This window comes from Streptomyces sp. NPDC017940, from assembly GCF_044328435.1.
Classification (GTDB): domain Bacteria; phylum Actinomycetota; class Actinomycetes; order Streptomycetales; family Streptomycetaceae; genus Streptomyces.
Genome location: NZ_JBIRHJ010000002.1, coordinates 932,157 through 952,046, shown reverse-complemented (window position 1 = coordinate 952,046; position 19,890 = coordinate 932,157). Strand labels below are relative to the sequence as shown.

Genomic DNA, 19,890 nt, shown 5'->3' with positions numbered 1-19,890 from the left:
CTACGGGCCGCCCCCACGTCGTGATCGTCGGCGCCGGGTTCGCGGGGTTCCAGGCCGCCCGCACCCTGTCCCGGCTGACCCGGCGCCGCGTCGACATCACCTTGCTCAACCCCACCGACTACTTCCTGTACCTGCCGCTGCTGCCCCAGGTCGCCGCCGGTGTCCTCGAACCGCGCCGGGTCACCGTGTCGCTCACCGGGTCCCTGCGCCACGTACGCCTGGTGCTCGGCGAGGCCGACGGCATCGACCTGGACCGGCGCACCGTGCGCTACACCGGCCCCGAGGGCGACGGCGGTGAGCTGAGCTACGACCGGCTCGTCCTCGCCGTGGGCAGCGTCAACAAGCTCCTGCCGGTGCCGGGTGTCGCCGAGAACGCCCACGGCTTCCGCGGACTGCCCGAGGCGCTGTACCTGCGTGACCACGTGACCCGGCAGATCGAACTCGCCGCGGCCGCCGACGACGCCGAGACCTGCCGGTCGCGCTGCACGTTCGTGGTGGTGGGCGCCGGCTACACCGGCGTCGAGGTCGCCGCGCACGGCCAGTTGTTCACACAGTCCCTGCTGCGCCGCCAGCCCCTGCGGGCGGGCATCCGGCCCCGCTGGGTGCTGCTCGACATCGCCGAGCGCGTGCTGCCCGAACTCGACCGGCGGCTCTCCGACACCGCGGACCGCGTGCTGCGGCGGCGTGGCGTCGACGTTCGTACCGGTACGTCCGTGAAGGAGGCCACGCGCGAGGGCGTCCTGCTCGACGACGGCGACTTCGTGCCCACCCGCACTCTCGTGTGGTGCGTGGGCGTGCGCCCCGACCCGCTGGTCGCGTCGGTCGGCAAGCCGCTCGAGCGGGGCCGCCTCGTCGTCGACCCGTTCCTGAACGTGCCGGAGCACCCGGAGGTGTTCGCGTGCGGTGACGCGGCCGCCGTGCCGGACCTCGCCAAGCCGGGGCAGTACACGGCGATGACCGCCCAGCACGCCTGGCGGCAGGGCAAGGTCGCGGGTACCAACGTCGCCGCCTCGCTCGGCATCGGCGAGCGCCGCTCCTACCGCCACCACGACCTCGGCTTCACCGTCGACCTGGGCGGCGTGAGCGGTGCCGCCAACCCCCTCGGCGTACCGCTGTCCGGGCCGATCGCCGGGGCCGTGACCCGCGGATACCACCTGGCCGCGATGCCGGGCAACCGGGTGCGGGTCGCCGCCGACTGGCTCCTGGACGCGGCCCTGCCCCGCCAGGGCGTGCAGCTGGGCCTCGTGCGGTCCTGGTCGGTACCGCTCGAATCGTCGTCCCCGGAACTCGCCCGGGTACCGGCACCGGACAACGACGGGGCGAAGAGCCAGAGGGACCAGAGGGACCAGAAGGACACGGCGAAGGATCAGAAGGACCAGAAGGATCCGGCGAAGACCCAGAAGGACTCCCAGGACTCCCAGGACCAGAAGGATCCGGCGAAGGACCAGAAGGATCCGGCGAAGGACCAGAAGGATCCGGCGAAGACCCAGAAGGACTCCCAGGACCCGAAGGACCCGAAGGACCCGAAGGACGCGAAGGACCAGAAGGACGCGAAGGACCAGAAGAGCTGAGGGGTGACGACGATGGCGGACAGCTCGACCTACGGCGGGGACACGGAAGGACCCGGCGGCGCGGAGCGTCACGTGACCGCGACCGACCCCTACGAGCAGCTCCACGAGCTGGCACAGCAGCTGCGCGTCGACTCCGTGCGGGCCGCGGCCGCCGCGAACTCCGGGCACCCGACCTCGTCCATGTCGGCGGCCGACGTGATGGCGGTGCTGCTCGCCCGGCACCTCCGGTACGACTTCGCCCGCCCCGACCACCCCGGCAACGACCGCTTCGTCCTGTCCAAGGGGCATGCCTCGCCGCTGCTGTACGCCGCGTACAAGGCGGCGGGCGCGCTCACCGACGAGGAACTGCTCACCTACCGCGCCCAGGGCAGTCGCCTGGAGGGCCACCCCACGCCTCGGCGGCTCCCGTGGGTGGAGGTCGCCACCGGTTCGCTCGGGCAGGGCATCGGGATCGGCGTCGGCATGGCGTTGTCCGGCAAGCGGCTGGACCGGATCCCGTACCGGGTGTGGGTGCTGTGCGGTGACAGCGAGCTGGCGGAGGGCTCGGTGTGGGAGGCCGCCGAGCAGGCCTCGTACGAACGCCTCGACAACCTCACCCTCATCGTCGACGTGAACCGGCTCGGCCAGCGCGGACCCACCCGCCACGAGTGGGACCTCGACGCCTACGAGCGCCGCTTCGCCGCCTTCGGCTGGCACGTCGTCCAGGCCGAGGGACACGACGTCGAGGCCGTCGACGACGCCTGCGACCAGGCCCGCGCCACCACCGGGCGGCCCACCGTGATCCTCGCCCGCACCGTCAAGGGCAAGGGCGTCGAAGCCACCGAGAACCGCGAGGGGCTGCACGGCAAGCCGCTGTCCGACGCGGAGGCCGCGGTGTGCGAACTCGGCGGCGACAGGCGGCTGCGCGTCGACGTCGAGGCGCCCCCGGCCGCCCGGTCCCCGCACGCCGTGCGCAGCGGACACCTGGAGCTGCCCCGCTACGACGTCGGCGACGAGGTCGCGACGCGGGACGCCTTCGGCCAGGCGCTGACCGCGCTCGGCTCGGCGCGCGGCGACGTGGTGGTCCTGGACGGCGAGGTCGGCGACTCCACCCGCGCCGAGTACTTCGCGAAGGAGCACCCGGAGCGGTACGTCGAGTGCTACATCGCCGAGCAGCAGCTGGTCGGCGCCGCCGTCGGGCTCGCGGCCCGCGGCTGGGTGCCGTACGCGTCGTCGTTCGCCGCGTTCCTCACCCGTGCCCACGACTTCGTGCGGATGGCGGCGGTGAGCGGCGCGGGCGTCAACCTCGTCGGCTCCCACGCCGGGGTCGCCATCGGCCAGGACGGGCCCTCCCAGATGGGCCTGGAGGACCTCGCGATGTTCCGCGCCGTGCACGGCTCGACGGTCCTCTACCCGTGCGACGCCCCCCAGACCGCGCGCCTCGTCGCCGCCATGGCGGACCTGGAGGGCGTGCGCTACCTGCGGACCTCGCGCGGCGCCACGCCCGTCCTGTACGGGCCCGACGAGGAGTTCCCGGTCGGCGGGTCCAAGGTCCTGCGGTCCTCCGACGCCGACCGACTCACCGTGGTCGCCGCCGGGACCACCGTGCACGAGGCGCTGAGGGCCGCGGACGCCCTCGCGCGGGCGGACTTCCCCGTCCGCGTCATCGACCTGTACTCCGTCAAACCCGTCGACCGGCGCACCCTGCGCGAGGCCGCCGCGAGCACCGGCTGCCTCCTCACCGTCGAGGACCACCGGCAGGAGGGCGGCATCGGCGACGCCGTACTCGACGCGTTCTGCGACGGCGGCCCGGTGCCCCGCCTCGCGCGGCTCGCCGTGACCACCATGCCCGGCTCGGCCTTGCCCGCCGAGCAGTTGCGTGCCGCGGGCATCGACGCGGAGTCCATCGCCGCTGCGGTGCGGCTCCTCGTCGAGCACGCGGTGCGCTGAGAGCCCGTCAGGAGACGTCATGAGCACCGCGGCACGCAAGGTGCGGGCCGGCCGGCGCACCGTGGAGGTGCACCGGCCGGAGAAGGTACTGTTGCCCCTGGACGGCGGCGAGGAGGCGGGAGTCGGCATCACCAAGGGCGACCTCGTCGACTACTACCGGTCCGTCGCCCCCTTCATGCTGCCCCATCTGCGGGGCAGGCCGCTGATGCTGGAGCGGCACCCCGACGGCGTACCCGGCCCCATGTTCATGCAGAAGGACACCCCCGACCACTACCCGGACTGGATCACCCGCGCCGAGGTCGAGAAGGAGGGCGGGACGGTCACGCACACCGTGTGCGACGACAGCGCCACCCTGGTCCACCTCGTCGACCAGGCCTGCGTGACCCCGCACCGGTGGCTGTCCCGCGCCGACCGTCCCGAGCACCCCGACCGCCTGGTGTTCGACCTGGATCCGCCCAAGGACGGCGATCCCGCGGACGTGTTCGGCACGGTGCGCGAGGCGGCCCGGCAGCTGGGCGACGTCCTCGATCAGGTGGGCCTGCCGTCGGCCCTCATGACGACCGGGTCGCGCGGCCTCCATGTGATCGTGCCGCTCACCCGCCGCGACCACGTCGACGACGTACGCGACTTCGCCAAGGAGGTCTCCGCGCTGCTCGCCGACGCCCACCCCGACCGGCTCACCACGGCCGTGCGCAAGAAGGACCGCGGCGACCGCCTCTACCTCGACGTGCAGCGCAACGCCTACGCGCAGACCGCCGTCGCCCCGTTCTCCGTACGGGCGAAGCCCGGCGGGCCCGTCGCGGTGCCGCTCGGCTGGGACCAGCTGGACGACCCCGGCACGCACGCCGCGCGCTGGACCGTCGCCGACGCCGTTCAGCAGGCCCGCGCCGATCCCTGGGCGGGGCTGCCGCGTTCACCCCGCGCCCTCGGCCCGGCACGCCGCAAGCTACGGGCCCTGCGCGGCGCGTGAAGCACACCCCATGGGTTTGAGCGGCGCATGCGGGGTCACTCGAAGAAGGAGGTGACCATGACGCAGACGCCCAGCAACCAGAGCAAGAAGAAGTCCGAATCCGAGGAACTGCCCGGCCCCGTCGTGGTGCTCCGCGCCGCGCGTGAGCAACTGGCGGAACTCACCGGCATGACCGCCGAGTCCGTGTCGTCCTTCGAACGCACCGAGGACGGCTGGGAACTTGCCGTCGAAGTGCTCGAACTGGAGCGCGTGCCGGACACGATGAGCCTGCTCGCGACCTACGCCGTGACCCTCGATCCGCACGGTGAGCTGACCGGTTACAAGCGCGTGCGGCGCTACGAGCGCGGCCGCGCGGATCCGTCGCGGCCCGGCGGCTGAGCCGCTCCCGACTACCGCGGCCGAGTCGCCCGTACGTCCAGTCCATACATCTGGCCCGTACACGTAGTTCGTACATCTAGCTCGTACATCTATACGCATATAAAGCACATTTCAGAGCAGTACCAGAGCAACACGGTAAGACGATTCATACCCCGAACACCCAAGGCAAGGAGGGCTGGCCGGCATGACCGTCGTCCCAGCACAGCAGTCCGGCGGTGCAGGTGGTACCAGTGGCCTGTACGACGTCATCGAACTCATCCTGGACCGGGGCCTCGTGATCGACGCCTTCGTCCGTGTCTCGCTCGTCGGCATCGAGATCCTGAAGATCGACGTACGAGTCGTCGTGGCGAGCGTCGACACCTATCTGCGGTTCGCCGAGGCCTGCAACCGCCTCGACCTGGAAGCGGGTCCGCACAAGAACCCCGGCCTGCCCGACCTCGTCGGTGAGGTCACCGAGTCCGGCGCGCGCGGCAAGTCCAAGGGCGCGCTCTCGGGCGCGGCCGAGACGATATCCGACGCCTTCAGCCAGGCCCGCGACGAAGGCCGCTCCAAGGAAGAGGCCCGTCCGCGCGCCCGGCGCTCGACGTCGTCCCGCAGCCGGAAGGAGGAGCAGGAGTGACCACGTACATCTACGGCATCGCGGCCGCGACCCACCCGGCGCTGCCGGAGGGCATGGGCGGCATCGGCGAACCGGCACGCAAGGTACGCATCGTGCGGCAGGGCAACCTCGCCGCCATCGTCTCCGACAGCCCCGAGGACCTGCGTCCCAAGCGACGCGACCTGCTCGCCCACCAGAGCGTCCTGGACGAGGCGGGCGCGAGCGGCGCCGTCCTGCCGATGCGCTTCGGCAGCCTCGCGGACGACGACGAAGCCGTCGTCGCGGTGCTCTCCGAACTCGCCGACCACTACGAGGAGCGGCTGCGCGCGCTCGACGGCAGGGCCGAGTACAACGTCAAGGCCGCCCATGACGAGCAGGCCGTGCTGCACCAGGTGCTCGCAGAGAACCCCGAGCTGCGCGCCATGGTCGAGAACAACCGGCGCGCCGGCGGCGGCAACTACGAGCAGAAGTTGCAGCTGGGCGAGCAGGTGACCAACGCCGTGCGCAACCGTGAGGTCAGCGACGGCATCGAGGTGCGCCGCGCCCTTGAACCGTGTGCGGAGGCCGTGAGCGAGGGCCCGGAGGGCTCCGGCTGGCTGGCCAACGTGTCTTTCCTGGTACGGCGCGAGACGGCGGACGGCTTCGTCGCCGCGGTCGAGGAGCTGCGCAAGACCCAGCCCCACCTGGAGCTGCGGGTGCACGGGCCGCTGCCTCCCTACAGCTTCGTCGACGAGGGGCCCGCACAGCACGCCGACGCCGCCAGCAGCACGACCGGGGTGCGCTGAGCGCGGCGGTCGTGCGACGAGCCAAGGAGGTGAGCTCCGCTCATGGGACTCATCGGTGAACTCCTCGCCCTGCCGCTCGCTCCCGCCCGCGGCACCATGTGGGTGCTCCAGCGGGTGGTCGACGAGGCGGAGCGGCAGTACTACGACCCTTCGGCCGTCCGCAAGGAACTCGCCCAGCTCACCGAGCGCCTGGAAGCGGGCGAGATCGACGAGAGTGAATTCGACCGTCGCGAGGACGAACTCCTCGCCCGCCTCGGCCACGGGCCAGTCGGCGACGTGGCCCAGGCGGATGACCCGACAGCCGGCACAGGCAGGACAGTGACGTCATGAACCGAATGGCAGTGGGCCTCGCCGTAGGGGCGGGGTATCTCCTCGGGCGCACCAAGAAGGCGAAGTTCGCCTTCGCGGTGGGCACGATGGTGGCAGGCCGCAAGATGCAGCTGAGCCCCGCGGGGATAGCCCGCGCGGTGTCGCAGCAGATGGAGAAGAACCCGCAGTTCAAGGAGATCGGCGACCAGCTGAAGCAGGATCTGCGGGGTGTCGGCAAGGCGGCGACGGGATCGCTGCTCGACCGGCAGATCGAAGGACTCGCCGACCGGCTGCACGACCGCACCCTGGACGTGCGCGACCGCCTCTCCGGCGCCGTGCCCGACGAGGCCCCGGACGCCGACGAGGCGGCCGACAAGGCGCGCGACGCGGGCGAGTCCACCGGCGAGGCCGCGAAGTCGGGTGCCCGCAAGTCCGGCTCGGCGACGAAGAGGGCCACGTCCGCCGCCCGCGGCGCCACGAAGAAGAGCACCACGTCGCGCCGCCGGAAGCCGGACCCCGAGAGCGCCGACGGCGCCGACGACGCGGACGGCGCCGACGACGAGCCCGAGCAGCAGAGCACGCAGCGCCCCCAGCGCAAGCGCGCTCCGGCGGGCAAGGCGCAGAGCGCGCGCGGTACCCAGAAGCGGGGCACGCAGTCCCGCTCCACGCAGCAGCGCAGCGGCGCGAAGAAGACGGCCCGCGCGAAGGGGGCCAACGATGGCTGACGCACGTCAGGACTCCCGCGAGGACTCCGGCTCGTCGAATCCGCTGAGCGCCGCCGTCAACAGCCCGGCGGCGGACCGCCTGAAGGACGAGGCCAGGGCCTATGTGATGGCGCAGGCCGAACGCGCGCTCGTCGGAGTGGGCCGCAAGCTGGGGCAGACCACCGTCAAGCTCAACGACATCGCGGACGGCAAGAGCCCCGGTTTCGGCAAGCTCGCCCTTGAGGGCGGCCGCAAGCTCGCCGAGGGCAAGGGCCCGCTGCGCAGCGCCGTGGAACTCGGCGGCAGCCGCCTCAAGGACTCCGTCAAGGGCGCCCTGAAGAACGCCACCGGCGGACGCAAGAAGGGCGGCGGCGGTCAGAAGCCCACCGTCATCCTGGAGTACGTCGACGTCGGCGTGCCGGTGCGCGAGGCCTACGACCAGTGGACGCAGCTCCAGGAGTTCTCCACCTTCGCCAAGGGCGTCAAGAGCGCCACCCCGGCGGGTGACACGGACTCCGACTGGCAGCTCAAGGTGTTCTGGTCCAGCAGGAGCTGGAAGGCCCATGTGACCGAGCAGGTCCCGGACCAGCGCATCTCCTGGACGTCGGAGGGCGCGAAGGGCACCACCAAGGGCGTGGTGACCTTCCATCCGCTCGGCGAGCAGCTGACCCGGGTGCTGCTGATCATCGAGTACTACCCGAAGGGCCTGTTCGAGAAGACCGGCAACATCTGGCGCGCCCAGGGCCGCCGGGCCCGCCTGGACCTCAAGCACTACGCCCGGCACATCACGATGCGCGGCGAGGCGAGCGACGGCTGGCGCGCCGAGATCCGCGACGGTGAGGTCGTGCGCAGCCACGACGAGGTGACCGCCGAGGAGGACGCCGAGGACACCGAGAACGCCGAGGGCGGCGACGAGGTGCGTGGCGACGGGGCGGACCGTGAGGGCGACGAGGCGTCGTACGAGGACGAGGTCGAGGCCGACGAGGCGGACGACGACGAGCCCCGTGACGACGTGGAGGCCGACGACGACGAGCCCCGTGACGACGTGGAGGCCGACGACGAGCCCCGGGACGATGTCGAGTCCGACGACGACGAACTGCACGACGACGTCGAGTCCGACGAGGACGAGCCCGCCGACGAAGACGTCGACGAGGACGAGCCGCGCGCCGAGGACGACCCCGATGAGGGCTCCTACGAAGGTGAGGCCGAGGAGGACGCCCCGTACGAGGACGAAGCCGAGGACGAGGCCGAGGACGAGGCCCCGTACGAGGACGACGAGGAGGAGCGCTACGAGAACGAGGGCGCGGAGCCCGAGGGCGACGAGGAGGAGCCGCGCGGCGATTACGCCTCGGCGGGCGGCCGCCGGAGCCGTCGATGACCACCGCGAGCCGCATGCCGTCCTCGTCCCTCCAGGGCGCCCCCCAGGGCGGCGCCAACCTCGCCGACATCCTTGAGCGAGTCCTGGACAAGGGCATCGTCATCGCCGGTGACATCAAGATCAACCTGCTGGACATCGAGCTCCTCACGATCAAGCTCCGGCTCGTCGTCGCCTCGGTCGAGCGCGCCAAGGAGATGGGCATCGACTGGTGGGAGGACGACCCGGCGCTGTCCAGCGGCGCGCGCCGCACGGAGCTCGCGCGCGAGAACGAGGAACTGCGCCGCCGTGTGGAGCAACTGGAACAGGGCACAAGGGTGGACGGCGGCGCTCTTGGCCCCGGAGCGGGGGAGGAGCAGGGTAAGAAGGCCGACGGCCGAGGAGAACGCGAACGTGACCGATGAACTGCGCTATGTGTACGCCGTATGCCGCCCCCTGGACGCGCCGCTGCACGCCGATCTGACCGGCGTCGGCGGCGCGCCGCCGCGACAGCTCGCGCACGAGGGCCTGGTGGCCGTCCTCAGCCCGGTCCCCGAGCGGGACTTCGGGCGTGAGCAGCTGCACGCGCACCTGGAGGACCTGGACTGGCTGGCGGAGACGGCCCGCGCGCACCAGCGGGTCGTGGCCGCGCTGACCACCGTGACCTGCCCGCTGCCGCTGCGGCTCGGCACCGTCTTCCGTGACGACAGCGGCGTGCGCGCCATGCTCCAGGACGAGTCCGAGCGGCTGCGCCGGATCCTGGACCGCATCGACGGCCAGGTGGAGTGGGGTGTGAAGGTGTGGCTCGGCGAGGAGAGCACGGCCGGGGCCGCCGCCCCGCAGCCGTCGGGCGCGCCGGAGTCGGGGCGGGACTATCTGCGGCGGCGCCGGGCCGGCAACGCGGCGCGTGAGGAGTCCGCGGCGCGGGCCGAGGCGTTCGCCCGGCAGCTGCACGAGGACCTCGCCGGGTACGCGTCCGACGCGCGGCTGCACCCCCCGCAGAGCGGGCCGCTCACGGACGCGGGCGCGGGCCGCAACGTCCTCAACTCCGCGTATCTGGTGCCGCGCGCCCGGTCCGAGGAGTTCCTCGAACTGGTCGGCAGGGCGGAGGGCACCCGGCCGGGCCTCCAGGTGGAGGTGACGGGGCCGTGGGCCGCGTACTCCTTCACGGACGACGCCGAACCCGAGGCGCCCCTGAACGGGGCGGCAGGCACAGCGGGTACGGCGGATACAGCGGGTACGGCAGGCACAGCGGGTACGGCGGGCGTGGCGAGCCGGGGTCCCGGCGAGGCGTCATGAGCGGCGTGGGCGACCCGTTCGCCCAACGGGAGATCGCCCTCGTGGACCTGCTCGACCGGCTGCTCGCCGGCGGAGTGGTCCTCGCGGGTGACATCACGCTGCGCATCGCGGACGTCGACCTCGTCCGTATCGACCTGAAGGCGCTGATCAGCTCGGTCAACGAACAGGTGAAGGCACCGTGGCCCGACGTGGGCGAGCAGAACGGCCTTCGCGGGCTGCTCGACGAGAGGGAGGCGTCGTGACGACGGACATGAAGCAGACGGCTCAGGCAGACCGGACGGCTCAGGCAGGCCAGACGGTTCAGGCGGGCCAGGCGGCTCAGGCGGACCAGGCGGCTCAGGCAGGCCGGACGACTCAGGCGGCCGAGTCGGCCCGGACGGCGCAGACCGCCCAGCCGACGCAGACGCCCCTGACGGCGCAGACGCCCCAGGCCGCGCAGACGCCCCAGCCCAAGCAGACCACCAAGCTCGACCTCGAACCCGACACCGTGGAACGGGACCTCGTCGCCCTCGTCCTCACCGTCGTCGAGCTGCTGCGCCAGCTCATGGAGCGGCAGGCGATCCGCCGCTTCGACACCGGTGAGCTGACGGAGGACCAGGAGGAGCGGGTGGGCATGACCCTGATGCTCCTGGAGGACCGGATGAAGCGCCTCCGCGAACGGTACGGGCTGCGGCCCGAGGACCTGAACCTGGACCTCGGACCGCTGGGACCGCTGCTCCCCAGGGGCTGACAGCCGGCGCTCAGGCCCGGCACAGCGCCTCACCGTGCAGGACCACGAACCAGCCGTCCTCCGCGCGCCCCCACTCCCGCCAGGCGGCGGCGATCGCCGCGAGACCCGCCGCGTCCGTGTGCCCCCGGGTCGCGCGCCCGGCGTACGCGGACGCCACCGTCCGGTCCGCCCACAGCTCGCTCCACCAGGCCCGCTCCTCGGGCGTGCTGTAGCACCAGGTGCCCGCGCCCGCCGTGACGTCCGTGAAACCGGCCTGCCGGGCCCAGGCCTTCAGTCGCCGCCCGGCGTCCGGCTCGCCGCCGTTGGCGCGGGCCACGCGGCGGTACAGGGCGAGCCAGTCGTCGAGCCCGGGCACCTGCGGGTACCAGGTCATCGCCGCGTAGTCGCTGTCGCGCACGGCGACGATCCCGCCGGGCCTGCACACCCGGCGCATCTCGCGCAGGGCGTGGACCGGGTCGCCCACGTGCTGGAGCACCTGATGGGCGTGCACGACGTCGAAGGAGTCGTCGGGGTGCGCGAGGGCGTGCACGTCGCCGGTGTCGAACGTGACGTTGCCAAGGGCGCGCGCGGCGGCGGTCGCGCGGGCCTGCTCCAGGACGCCGGGGGCCCGGTCGATGCCCGTGACGTGCCCCTGCGGGACCAGGGCGGCCAGGTCGGCGGTGATGGTGCCGGGCCCGCAGCCGACGTCCAGGATGTGATGGTGCGGCTCCAGGGCGTCCAGGAGGTGGGCCGCCGAGTTGGCGGCGGTGCGCCAGGTGTGCGAGCGAAGGACGGACTCGTGGTGCCCGTGGGTGTAGACGGCGGTCTCGGCGCGGGTCTCGGCGCGGGGCTGCTCTGATGGCGTCATGGCCGCACTGTAGGCAGCTCGTACCGCATCATGAGACCCCCGTCTCACTCTTCGGTCGGGTGGCCGACGGGTCAGGTCGGGTTCAGGACGGTTGCCCCGGCCGGTAGACGGTCAGCGCCTCCGGCAGCTTGTCGAGGACCAGGTCGCCCTCGACGTCGCGGAGTTCGCCGTCGTGCGCGATCTTCGTGCCGGGTGCGAGGCCGGACAGGCGCAGTCGGTTGGGGCGGACCGCCGTCTGGACGGGGGAGCGCTCCACCGGTGAGGTCAGGGCGGCGGCGAGGAGCCGGGCGCCGGGCCTGCGGCCCCCGTGCACGATGCGTACGTCGAGCACCCCGTCGGCGAGGTCGAAGCGCCGTGCGGGCGCCAGGCCGAGGCGGTTGTACTGGCAGTTCCCGGCGAAGAGGAGCCACAGCGGCCGCCGGCTGCCACCGATCTCGGCGTGCAGCGGCTGCTGGTCGGAGCGCAGGACGTGGGCCGCGGCGAGGATACCCGCTGCCCAGCCGCCGACGTGGTGCGACCAGCGCTCGCGTTCGCGCACGAGCTCCGGGTAGACGCCGAGGCTGAACGTGTTGAGGAAGTACCCCTCCCCGGCCGCCGAGCGGAACCGGCCCACATCCACGGCTATCGCCTCCCCTGTCTCCACCGCCCGCGCCAGGTCGGAGGCCTCCTCCACGCCGAGGTCGTACGCGAAGTGGTCGAGCGTGCCGCCGGGCAGCACGGCGAGGGGCACGCCGTGGCGCAGGGCCGCGGCGGCGGCCGCGTTGACGGTGCCGTCGCCGCCGCACACACCGAGGGCGCGGGCGCGGGCCGCGGCCTTCTCCAGCTCGTCGGGCAGGTCGCCGGGCTCGCAGGTCACCACTTCGGCGTGCGGCAGCGCGTCGAGCAGGTCGTGCACCCGACCCGAGGTCCTCGCGCCGTTGACGGTGACCACGACGAGGCCGCGCCCGCCGGGCAGGGCGGGCGCCTCGACGCGCGGGCGGCCCGGCGGGGGCAGCTGCGAGCGGGTGGGCGCGAGCCCGCGGACCGCGAACGCGGCACCGGCGCCGAGCGCGGCACCGACGAGCACGTCACTCGGGAAGTGCACCCCGGTGTAGACGCGGGACAGCGCGACGGCGCCCGCCAGCGGGGCGACGGCCGCACCGAGCCGGGGGGACTCCAGGGCCACACCGGCGGCGAAGGCCGCGGCGGACGCGGCGTGCCCGGAGGGGAACGACGTGGTGATCGGCTGCCGTTTGAGCCTGCGCACCATCGGCACCGTGTCGAGGACGGGACGCGCCCTGCGCACCGTCCGCTTGCCGAGGGTGTTGATGGTCGCGGAGGCGAGGGCCAAAGACGCCACGCCGCGGACGGCGGCCCGCCGGGCCCGCGGGCGCCCGGTCGCGGCGAGCGCCGCCGCCACGCCGAACCACAGCCGCCCGTGGTTCGCGGCCCGGCTGAGCCGCGGCAGCAGCTCGTCGGCGCCCGGCCAGTGCTGGGCGGCCACCGCGTCGAACACCCGGCGGTCGAGCGCCATGAGGCGGTTCCCCGGCCTGTCGGACGGGGACGCGAGGAACGGCGCGGGCACCGAGGACACCGAGGACGTCGACAGGGCCCGGGCGGCCAGCGAGGACAGGGGCGGAGCGGCATCAGAGGTCATACCGGCCGCGTACCCCCGCCCCGCCCCCTGCAACGGCCCAGTGGCACGGCTGACGGCCCGCGGCCGGACCGACGCCCCGCGGCCCGACCGACGCCCCCGGTCCGGCGGCACGGCGCGCGCCCCGCAAACCGTTTGCCCGCCCCGGGCCCGCCCCCGGACAATCACCCGCATGGGACACCTGGAAGCAGCGCACATCGAGTACTACCTGCCGGACGGTCGAGCGCTGCTCGGTGATGTCTCGTTCCGCGTCGGCGAGGGCGCCTCGGTGGCGCTCGTGGGGGCGAACGGCGCGGGGAAGACGACGCTGCTCAAGCTGATCGCGGGGGAGCTGCAACCGCACGGCGGCACGGTCACGGTGTCCGGCGGTCTCGCGGTCATGCCCCAGTTCGTGGGTTCCGTACGGGACGGGACCACCGTCCGCGACCTCCTCGTCTCCGTCGCGCAGCCCCGTATCAGGGAGGCCGCGCGCGCCGTCGACGAGGCGGAGCACGCCATCATGACCGTCGACGACGAGGCGGCCCAGCTCCGCTACGCGCAGGCGCTGTCCGACTGGGCGGAGGCGCGGGGGTACGAGGCGGAGACGCTGTGGGACATCTGCACCACGGCCGCGCTCGGCGTCCCCTACGACAAGGCCCAGTGGCGCGAGGTGCGCACGCTCTCCGGCGGCGAGCAGAAGCGCCTGGTCCTCGAGGCCCTGCTGCGCGGCACCGACGAGGTCCTCCTCCTGGACGAGCCGGACAACTACCTGGACGTGCCGGGGAAGCGCTGGCTGGAGGAGCGCCTGAAGGAGACCCGCAAGACCGTCCTGTTCGTCAGCCACGACAGGGAGCTCCTGGCCCGCGCCGCCGAGAAGATCGTCAGCGTGGAGCCGAGCCCCGGCGGCTCCGAGGTGTGGGTGCACGGCGCGGGATTCGCGACGTACCACGAGGCGCGCCAGGAGCGCTTCGCGCGCTTCGAGGAGCTGCGCCGCCGCTGGGACGAGAAGCACGCCCAGCTCAAGCGCCTGGTCCTGGACATGCAGCAGTACGCCGCGCGCAGCGACGAGATGGCCTCGCGCTACCAGGCCGCCAAGACCCGGCTGCGCAAGTTCGAGGAGGCGGGTCCGCCGCCGGAGCCGCCGCGCAAGCAGGACATCACGATGCGTCTGCACGGCGGGCGCACGGGGGTGCGGGCAATAACCTGCAAGGGCCTGGAGCTGACCGGCCTGATGAAACCCTTCGACCTGGAGGTCTTCTACGGCGAACGCGTCGCCGTGCTCGGCTCGAACGGCTCGGGCAAGTCGCACTTCCTGCGCCTGCTCGCGCACGGCTTCGAGAACGGCGAGAACGCCAGGAACGGTGCGAACGCCGAGAACCCCGTGCGGCACACCGGTGAGTGGAAGCTCGGCGCGCGCGTCGTGCCGGGACACTTCGCGCAGACGCACGACCACCCGGAGCTGTTCGGCCGCACCCTCCTCGACATTCTGTGGCGCGAGCACGCCCAGGCCCGCGGCGCCGCGATGTCCCGGCTGCGCCGCTACGAACTGACAGGCCAGGCCGAGCAGCGCTTCGAGCGGCTCTCGGGCGGACAGCAGGCCCGCTTCCAGATCCTGCTCCTCGAACTGCGGGGCTCCACCGCCCTGCTGCTCGACGAACCCACCGACAACCTCGACCTGGAGTCGGCCGAGGCGCTCCAGGAGGGACTCGAGGCGTACGAGGGCACGGTGCTGGCGGTCACCCACGACCGCTGGTTCGCCCGGTCGTTCGACCGCTATCTGGTCTTCGGTGCCGACGGCCAGGTCCGGGAGACCCCCGAGCCCGTATGGGACGAGAGGCGGGTGGCGCGAGCCAGGTAGCGCGGGCGGTAGCGTGGCGGAACCACGCCGTACGCTGCGCAGTGGGGGAGACCGTGGTGGTGAGGACGTCCTTCGGGACCAGTGACGTGGACGAGGCCCGGGACCTGCTCGGGACCGCGTACTACAGCAACTTCATGGATGTGCTGGCGGGCCCGCGCCCCTTCCTCGCGGACTTCACCATCGGGCAGCTCGGCGCGCTCACCATCGGGGACCTGCACTGCGGCGCGGATGTGCGCATGCGCTTCGGCGAGCTCGGGTCGTACCACGTGAACGTGCCGCTCAGCGGGCACATGGCCTGGCGCCAGGGCCCCCGCCCCGCCGTGCTCCGCACCGGACCGCGGCGCGCCGCCGTCCTGCAACCCCGCGGGGACACCTACCTCGACCGGTGGTCGGGGGACTGCCGGGTGGTCGCCGTCAAGGTCGACCGAGCCGCCCTCGAGGAGAACCTGGAGCGGCTCATCGGCAGGCCCGCCCACGGCCCGGTGCCCTTCGACCCGGAGTTCGACACCACCGCGGGTCACGGCCTCGGCTGGACCCGCCTCGTGCGCACCGTCGCCGACGACCTGCGCGAGGAGTCCGCGACGCTGAGCCACCCGCTGGTGGCCGCACCGCTCCAGGAGGCGCTCCTGAACGGCGTTCTGCTGGCCGCCGGGCACCGCTACCGCGACCAGCTCGAAGGCCCCGCCCCCAAGTTGCGGCCCACCCCCGTCAAGCGCGCCATGGCCGCCGTGCGGGAGCGGCCCGAGCATCCCCACACCACCACGGAGCTCGCCGCCGAGGCCCGGGTCGGCGTGCGCTGGCTCCAGGAGGCCTTCAAGCGGTACGTGGGCATGACGCCGATGGCGTACGTACGCGAGGTGCGCCTGACCCGGGTGCGGGACGAGCTGCGTGCGGCGGGGCCCGGCGAGCGCGGTGTCAGCGAGGTCGCCTTCCGCTGGGGATTCACCCATCTGGGGCGTTTCGCCGAGCAGTACCGGGCGCGTTTCGGGGAGCTGCCCTCGCAGACCCTGCGGGGCTGAGGGGGCTGAGGGAGGTGGGTCGGGGTGGCGAAGGCCTGGCGTCCGGAATCCGGAACCGCTGCGCTATCCGGACAACGGACGCGCTCAGCGGATCGTCGCCCGGCTCGGCCTCCGCCTAGGCTGGCGTCGGCGCCGGACGGACCGGTCGTCGTCGTGGAGGTCTCCTCCGGGACGCCGGCCGCAGACGGAACTCCGGTGCCTCCGGCCCGGCCATGCCCGGCGGACCGGCCATCGGGTCGCGGGCCCGTGATCCCCTTCCGGCAACCCCCGTGCCGGCCGGGCCCGCAACTTCCGGCCGCCGCCCGCGTACGCCCGGCCCGTTCCCGACCTCCCAGCGCTACGGCGCGCGGCCCAGCAGGCACAGCAGCTCCGTCTGCGCGTCGGCCCCCGGCGGGGGCTCGACGGCGGGGGCGAAGAGGCCGCTCCCGCTCAACTCGGCGGCGTACGGCCGCACTTCGTGCAGGGCGGCGGTGACGAGGTCGTCCGGCAGCCGCTCGTCGGCGCCGACCGCCCGCGCCAGGTCCCAGCTGTGCACTACCAGGTCGGTGGTCATCTGCGCGCAGTAGTCGCGTGCCGGGGTGTCGCCGTAGGAGAGGTGCACCGTGCGGTCCAGGGCACCGGGCCCGGCGAACGCGGCGCGGGCCGCGTCCGCCGTGGTGTCCCAGGCGGCGACGGGGTCAGGACCGGTCACGTCGCCCTCGAAGGAGTCGCCGACCTCGTCCACGGTGGCGCCGTCCCGCACGAGCGGCGGCACCCACAGTTGTTCGACGACGAGGTGCTGGACGAGGTCCCGCACCGTCCACTCGGCGCACGGCGTCGGCCCGCCCCACTGGTCCTGCGCCACGCCGTGGACCCGTTCGGTGAACAGGTCCAGTGCCCGACCGTGCCGCAGCAGCAGGGATTGGTCCGTGGTGCCCATTATGGTCCTCCGGGTCGGCGTCTGCCGCACACGGGCGCGCGCGGCGTGACGGCGCACGGCGTGAGGGCGAAGGGGTGGGGCGGCCCCGTGTCCTACCGGTCCGCGGCGCGCGTGAACTCCTTCATGAACGCCTCGCAGAACGCCTTGAGGTCGTCCGGCTTGCGGCTGGTGACCAGGGTGTTGGAGCCGCCGTCGCAGACCTTCACCTGCTCGTCCACCCAGTTGCCGCCGGCGTTGCGGATGTCGGTGCGCAGGCTCGGCCACGACGTCAGCGTGCGGTCCCGTACCACGTCCGCCTCCACCAGCGTCCAGGGCGCGTGGCAGATCGCCGCGACCGGAAGGCCCAGCTCGAAGAACGCGCGGACGAACGCCACCGCGTCCTCGTCCGTGCGCAGCAGGTCCGGATTGGCGACACCGCCGGGAAGGACGAGGCCCGCGAACTCGTCCGCCGAGACCTCGCCGACCACCTGGTCGACGGGGAAGGTGTCGGCCTTGTCGAGGTGGTTGAAGCCCTGCACCGAACCGGACTCCGTGGACACGAGGACGGGCTCGCCGCCGCCGTCCACCACGGCCTGCCAGGGCTCGGTCAGCTCCACTTGTTCGACGCCTTCGGGGGCGACCAGGAATGCGATGCGCATGGGTCGATGTGCCTTTCAGTGGTTCGGGTGGTGTCCTGCCTCGGCCCGGCTGATGTCGGCCAGCGCGGACGAGGGGTCCTGGTGGAGAGCGAGATCGCCGATGCTCACCATGCCGACCGGGGTGCCGCTCTCGACGACGGGCAGCCGCCGCACCGCGTGGGTGCGCATCAGCTGCACGGCCTCCGACACGGTGTCGTCGGGGGCCACCACGACCGGGTTCGGCGTGCACACGGAGTGGACGCTGACCGTCAGCGGATCCGCGCCCTCGGCGACGGCGCGCAGGGTGATGTCCCGGTCGGTCAGGACGCCGATGATCTGACCGCCGCCCGTGACCATGACATCACCGATGTCCTGGGCGCGCATCAGCTGCGCCGCCTCGACCAGCGAGGCGTCGGGGCGGACCGCGACGACCGCCGGTGTCATGACTTCCCGCACGTACTCCGCCATGGTGCCGAGACCTCTCTCTTCCTTCGTGTCCTGGTTGCCCGATCAGTCCCGTTCAACCCTTCTTGCCCCCGAAGAACTCCTGGGCCTTCGCCTTGAACCCCTGCTTCACCATCGCGGTGCGGTCCGCGTCGCCCTTGAGGACGGCGGCCGCGGTCGACTCCAGCTGGTCCCAGGTGGCGTGCGGCGGGATCGGCGGCACCGCGGGATCGGTCAGGAACTCCACGACCGCGGGGCCGTCCGCCGCGAGAGCGGCACGCCAGGCCTCGGCCACGTCGTCGGGGTGCTCCACGCGGATGCCCGTGAGACCGATCGAGCGGGCGAAGTCCGCGTACGGCACGTCCGGCAGGGACTGCGCGGGCAGGAAGGCGGGCGCGCCGCCCATCGACCGCATCTCCCACGTCACCTGGTTCAGGTCCTGGTTGTTCCACACGCCGACGACCAGGCGGGGGTCGTCCCAGCGGTGCCGGTACTTGGCCGCTGTGATCAGCTCCGCCATCCCGTTCATCTGCATCGCGCCGTCCCCGACGAGCGCCACCACGGGCCGGTTGGGATGGGCGAACTTCGCGCCGATCGCGTACGGCACCCCGCAGCCCATGGACGCGAGCGTCCCCGACAGGGAGGCCCGCATGTCGCCCCGCATCGTCAGATGGCGCGCGAACCAGTTGGCGGTCGACCCCGAGTCGCAGGTGACGATCGCGTCGTCGGGGAGCAGCGCGTCGAGCGCACGGGCCACGAACTCGGGGTTGACGGGGTCGGCGGCCAGCTCGGCCCTGCGCTCCAGGACGCCCCGCCAGCGCTCCACGTTCGCGCAGATCTCCGTCTGCCACTCGCGGCCCGTCTCCCTCCGCTCCTCGGAGATCATCGGGATCAGCTGGCGCAGCGTGGCACGGGCGTCGCCGACCAGGTTCACCTCGTAGGGGTAGCGCATCCCGATCATGTGCGGAGCGATGTCGATCTGCACGCCGCGCGCACTGCCGAAGTCCGGCAGGAACTGCGTGTACGGGAAGCTGGAACCGATGGTCAGGAGCGTGTCGCAGTCGCGCATCAGCTCGTACGAGGGGCGGGTGCCGAGCAGTCCGATCGCGCCCGTGACATGCGGCAGCTCGTCGCTCAGGACGTCCTTGCCGAGCAGCGCCTTGGCGACGCCCGCGCCCAGCAGGTCCGCGATCTCCTCGACCTCGGCGCGGGCGCCCGCCGCGCCCTGGCCGACGAGCAGGGCCGCCTTGTCGCCGGAGTTGAGCACGTCGGCGGCGCGCCGCAGGGCGGTCGGCGAGGGCAGCGCGGTCCACGCGCTGCGGTCCAGGCTCGAAGGCACCATCTTGAAGTCGTGCGTGGGCGGGCTGTAGTCGAGCTCCTGCACATCGGCCGGGATGATCACGGCTGTCGGGCAGCGGCGCGCGTACGCGGTGCGGACGGCCCGGTCGATGACGTTGGGGAGCTGCTCGGGAACCGTCACCGTCTCCACGAAGTCACCGGCGACGTCCTTGTACAGCGTGTGCAGATCGACTTCCTGCTGGTACGAGCCGCCCATGGCGCTGCGGTCCGTCTGGCCGACGAGGGCGAGGACCGGTACGTGGTCGAGCTTGGCGTCGTACAGACCGTTGAGGAGGTGGATCGCGCCCGGACCCGACGTGGCCACGCACACCCCGAGGCGATGGCCGAACTTGGCGTAGCCGACCGCCTCGAACGCGGCCGTCTCTTCGTGCCGGGCCTGGATGAAGCGGGGCCGGTCGTCGGCCCTGCCCCAGGCGGCGAGCAGGCCGTTGATGCCGTCCCCCGGATAGCCGAAGACGCAACTGACGTCCCAGGCCCGCAGCCGTTCGAGGATGTGGTCGGCGACCTTCGCGGTCATGTCGGTGTCCTCCGGGTTCACTGGGGTTTCACCGGGCCCTCCGGGGGCGAACGGGCACGCGGTGCTGGGGA

21 protein-coding genes are annotated in these 19,890 nt (G+C 72.8%); 15 read left to right on the top strand and 6 right to left on the bottom strand.

Annotated features, from left to right (window positions below):
- Positions 1–20 precede the first annotated feature (20 nt).
- From ACH4DX_RS09645 to ACH4DX_RS09585, 13 genes are all read left to right on the top strand, one after another.
- Positions 21–1,571 (top strand): NAD(P)/FAD-dependent oxidoreductase, encoded by a 1,551-nt coding sequence (locus tag ACH4DX_RS09645; protein WP_398154773.1) that lies wholly within the window; start codon positions 21–23, stop codon positions 1,569–1,571.
- Between the two features lie 12 nt (positions 1,572–1,583).
- Positions 1,584–3,500 (top strand): transketolase, encoded by a 1,917-nt coding sequence (locus ACH4DX_RS09640; protein WP_398154673.1) that lies wholly within the window; start codon positions 1,584–1,586, stop codon positions 3,498–3,500.
- 19 nt (positions 3,501–3,519) lie between these two features.
- On the top strand, positions 3,520–4,470 hold the full coding sequence (gene ligD, locus ACH4DX_RS09635) for a non-homologous end-joining DNA ligase (protein WP_398114979.1): 951 nt from the start codon (positions 3,520–3,522) through the stop codon (positions 4,468–4,470).
- A gap of 57 nt (positions 4,471–4,527) precedes the next feature.
- Positions 4,528–4,848, top strand: coding sequence for a gas vesicle protein (locus ACH4DX_RS09630; protein ID WP_398114978.1), 321 nt, complete (start codon positions 4,528–4,530; stop codon positions 4,846–4,848).
- A gap of 184 nt (positions 4,849–5,032) precedes the next feature.
- Positions 5,033–5,467, top strand: a complete 435-nt coding sequence (locus tag ACH4DX_RS09625; RefSeq protein ID WP_398114977.1) for a gas vesicle structural protein GvpA — start codon at positions 5,033–5,035, stop codon at positions 5,465–5,467.
- Positions 5,464–6,231: a GvpL/GvpF family gas vesicle protein gene (locus ACH4DX_RS09620; protein WP_398154672.1), complete on the top strand. Its 768-nt coding sequence runs from the start codon at positions 5,464–5,466 to the stop codon at positions 6,229–6,231. Before ACH4DX_RS09625 ends, ACH4DX_RS09620 begins: the two co-directional genes overlap by 4 nt.
- A gap of 42 nt (positions 6,232–6,273) precedes the next feature.
- A complete protein-coding gene (locus tag ACH4DX_RS09615) occupies positions 6,274–6,561 on the top strand; it encodes a gas vesicle protein GvpG (protein ID WP_030560980.1) in 288 nt (95 codons plus the stop codon).
- A complete protein-coding gene (locus ACH4DX_RS09610) occupies positions 6,558–7,265 on the top strand; it encodes a DNA primase (protein ID WP_398114973.1) in 708 nt (235 codons plus the stop codon). The genes ACH4DX_RS09615 and ACH4DX_RS09610 overlap by 4 nt, the downstream gene beginning before the upstream one ends.
- Complete coding sequence (locus tag ACH4DX_RS09605) at positions 7,258–8,622, top strand: SRPBCC family protein (RefSeq protein WP_398154671.1); 1,365 nt, start codon at positions 7,258–7,260, stop codon at positions 8,620–8,622. The genes ACH4DX_RS09610 and ACH4DX_RS09605 overlap by 8 nt, the downstream gene beginning before the upstream one ends.
- Positions 8,619–9,023, top strand: a complete 405-nt coding sequence (locus ACH4DX_RS09600) for a gas vesicle protein (RefSeq protein WP_398114969.1) — start codon at positions 8,619–8,621, stop codon at positions 9,021–9,023. The genes ACH4DX_RS09605 and ACH4DX_RS09600 overlap by 4 nt, the downstream gene beginning before the upstream one ends.
- Positions 9,013–9,897 carry a GvpL/GvpF family gas vesicle protein gene (locus ACH4DX_RS09595; protein WP_398154670.1) on the top strand — a complete coding sequence of 295 codons (885 nt, stop codon included), beginning with the start codon at positions 9,013–9,015 and terminating at the stop codon, positions 9,895–9,897. The genes ACH4DX_RS09600 and ACH4DX_RS09595 overlap by 11 nt, the downstream gene beginning before the upstream one ends.
- Positions 9,894–10,139: a gas vesicle protein gene (locus tag ACH4DX_RS09590; protein WP_398114965.1), complete on the top strand. Its 246-nt coding sequence runs from the start codon at positions 9,894–9,896 to the stop codon at positions 10,137–10,139. The genes ACH4DX_RS09595 and ACH4DX_RS09590 overlap by 4 nt, the downstream gene beginning before the upstream one ends.
- Positions 10,140–10,306: 167 nt before the next feature.
- Entirely contained in the window at positions 10,307–10,627 is a 321-nt protein-coding gene (locus ACH4DX_RS09585) for a gas vesicle protein K (RefSeq protein ID WP_398116075.1), read from the top strand.
- A 10-nt stretch (positions 10,628–10,637) separates the two neighbouring features.
- Here the strand turns inward: ACH4DX_RS09585 and ACH4DX_RS09580 are convergent, their stop codons facing one another.
- Entirely contained in the window at positions 10,638–11,474 is an 837-nt protein-coding gene (locus ACH4DX_RS09580; RefSeq protein WP_398154669.1) for a methyltransferase domain-containing protein, read from the bottom strand.
- 82 nt (positions 11,475–11,556) lie between these two features.
- Positions 11,557–12,987 (bottom strand): bifunctional phosphatase PAP2/diacylglycerol kinase family protein, encoded by a 1,431-nt coding sequence (locus ACH4DX_RS09575; RefSeq protein ID WP_398154772.1) that lies wholly within the window; start codon positions 12,985–12,987, stop codon positions 11,557–11,559.
- Between the two features lie 292 nt (positions 12,988–13,279).
- Between ACH4DX_RS09575 and ACH4DX_RS09570 the strand changes: the two genes are divergently transcribed.
- Together ACH4DX_RS09570 and ACH4DX_RS09565 are read left to right on the top strand one after the other, a co-directional pair.
- Positions 13,280–14,944, top strand: coding sequence for an ABC-F family ATP-binding cassette domain-containing protein (locus tag ACH4DX_RS09570; RefSeq protein WP_398154668.1), 1,665 nt, complete (start codon positions 13,280–13,282; stop codon positions 14,942–14,944).
- Positions 14,945–14,985: 41 nt separating this feature from the next.
- A complete protein-coding gene (locus ACH4DX_RS09565) occupies positions 14,986–15,963 on the top strand; it encodes an AraC family transcriptional regulator (RefSeq protein WP_398154667.1) in 978 nt (325 codons plus the stop codon).
- A 337-nt stretch (positions 15,964–16,300) separates the two neighbouring features.
- On the opposite strand, the gene ACH4DX_RS09560 is transcribed toward ACH4DX_RS09565, so the two are convergent.
- The 4 genes from ACH4DX_RS09560 to ACH4DX_RS09545 all read right to left on the bottom strand — a co-directional run bounded on the left by ACH4DX_RS09560 (position 16,301) and on the right by ACH4DX_RS09545 (position 19,819).
- Positions 16,301–16,882 (bottom strand): TIGR03086 family metal-binding protein, encoded by a 582-nt coding sequence (locus tag ACH4DX_RS09560; protein ID WP_398154666.1) that lies wholly within the window; start codon positions 16,880–16,882, stop codon positions 16,301–16,303.
- A gap of 92 nt (positions 16,883–16,974) precedes the next feature.
- Positions 16,975–17,520: a type 1 glutamine amidotransferase domain-containing protein gene (locus ACH4DX_RS09555; protein ID WP_398114956.1), complete on the bottom strand. Its 546-nt coding sequence runs from the start codon at positions 17,518–17,520 to the stop codon at positions 16,975–16,977.
- A gap of 15 nt (positions 17,521–17,535) precedes the next feature.
- The gene (locus tag ACH4DX_RS09550) at positions 17,536–17,967 is read right to left on the bottom strand and encodes a CBS domain-containing protein (protein WP_398154665.1); all 432 of its coding nucleotides are present in this window, start codon (positions 17,965–17,967) and stop codon (positions 17,536–17,538) included.
- Positions 17,968–18,019: 52 nt separating this feature from the next.
- Positions 18,020–19,819, bottom strand: a complete 1,800-nt coding sequence (locus tag ACH4DX_RS09545; RefSeq protein ID WP_398114953.1) for a thiamine pyrophosphate-requiring protein — start codon at positions 19,817–19,819, stop codon at positions 18,020–18,022.
- Positions 19,820–19,890 lie beyond the last annotated feature (71 nt).

Bases quoted from the DNA above. Each gene is read 5' to 3' on its own strand.
- ACH4DX_RS09640 (WP_398154673.1), top strand. From the start codon at position 1,584: ATGGCGGACAGCTCGACCTACGGCGGGGACACGGAAGGACCCGGCGGC.
- ligD (WP_398114979.1), top strand. From the start codon at position 3,520: ATGAGCACCGCGGCACGCAAGGTGCGGGCCGGCCGGCGCACCGTGGAG.
- ACH4DX_RS09630 (WP_398114978.1), top strand. From the start codon at position 4,528: ATGACGCAGACGCCCAGCAACCAGAGCAAGAAGAAGTCCGAATCCGAG.
- ACH4DX_RS09625 (WP_398114977.1), top strand. From the start codon at position 5,033: ATGACCGTCGTCCCAGCACAGCAGTCCGGCGGTGCAGGTGGTACCAGT.
- ACH4DX_RS09615 (WP_030560980.1), top strand. From the start codon at position 6,274: ATGGGACTCATCGGTGAACTCCTCGCCCTGCCGCTCGCTCCCGCCCGC.
- ACH4DX_RS09610 (WP_398114973.1), top strand. From the start codon at position 6,558: ATGAACCGAATGGCAGTGGGCCTCGCCGTAGGGGCGGGGTATCTCCTC.
- ACH4DX_RS09605 (WP_398154671.1), top strand. From the start codon at position 7,258: ATGGCTGACGCACGTCAGGACTCCCGCGAGGACTCCGGCTCGTCGAAT.
- ACH4DX_RS09600 (WP_398114969.1), top strand. From the start codon at position 8,619: ATGACCACCGCGAGCCGCATGCCGTCCTCGTCCCTCCAGGGCGCCCCC.
- ACH4DX_RS09590 (WP_398114965.1), top strand. From the start codon at position 9,894: ATGAGCGGCGTGGGCGACCCGTTCGCCCAACGGGAGATCGCCCTCGTG.
- ACH4DX_RS09580 (WP_398154669.1), bottom strand. From the start codon at position 11,474: ATGACGCCATCAGAGCAGCCCCGCGCCGAGACCCGCGCCGAGACCGCC.
- ACH4DX_RS09575 (WP_398154772.1), bottom strand. From the start codon at position 12,987: ATGGCGCTCGACCGCCGGGTGTTCGACGCGGTGGCCGCCCAGCACTGG.
- ACH4DX_RS09570 (WP_398154668.1), top strand. From the start codon at position 13,280: ATGGGACACCTGGAAGCAGCGCACATCGAGTACTACCTGCCGGACGGT.
- ACH4DX_RS09560 (WP_398154666.1), bottom strand. From the start codon at position 16,882: ATGGGCACCACGGACCAATCCCTGCTGCTGCGGCACGGTCGGGCACTG.
- ACH4DX_RS09555 (WP_398114956.1), bottom strand. From the start codon at position 17,520: ATGCGCATCGCATTCCTGGTCGCCCCCGAAGGCGTCGAACAAGTGGAG.
- ACH4DX_RS09550 (WP_398154665.1), bottom strand. From the start codon at position 17,967: ATGGCGGAGTACGTGCGGGAAGTCATGACACCGGCGGTCGTCGCGGTC.
- ACH4DX_RS09545 (WP_398114953.1), bottom strand. From the start codon at position 19,819: ATGACCGCGAAGGTCGCCGACCACATCCTCGAACGGCTGCGGGCCTGG.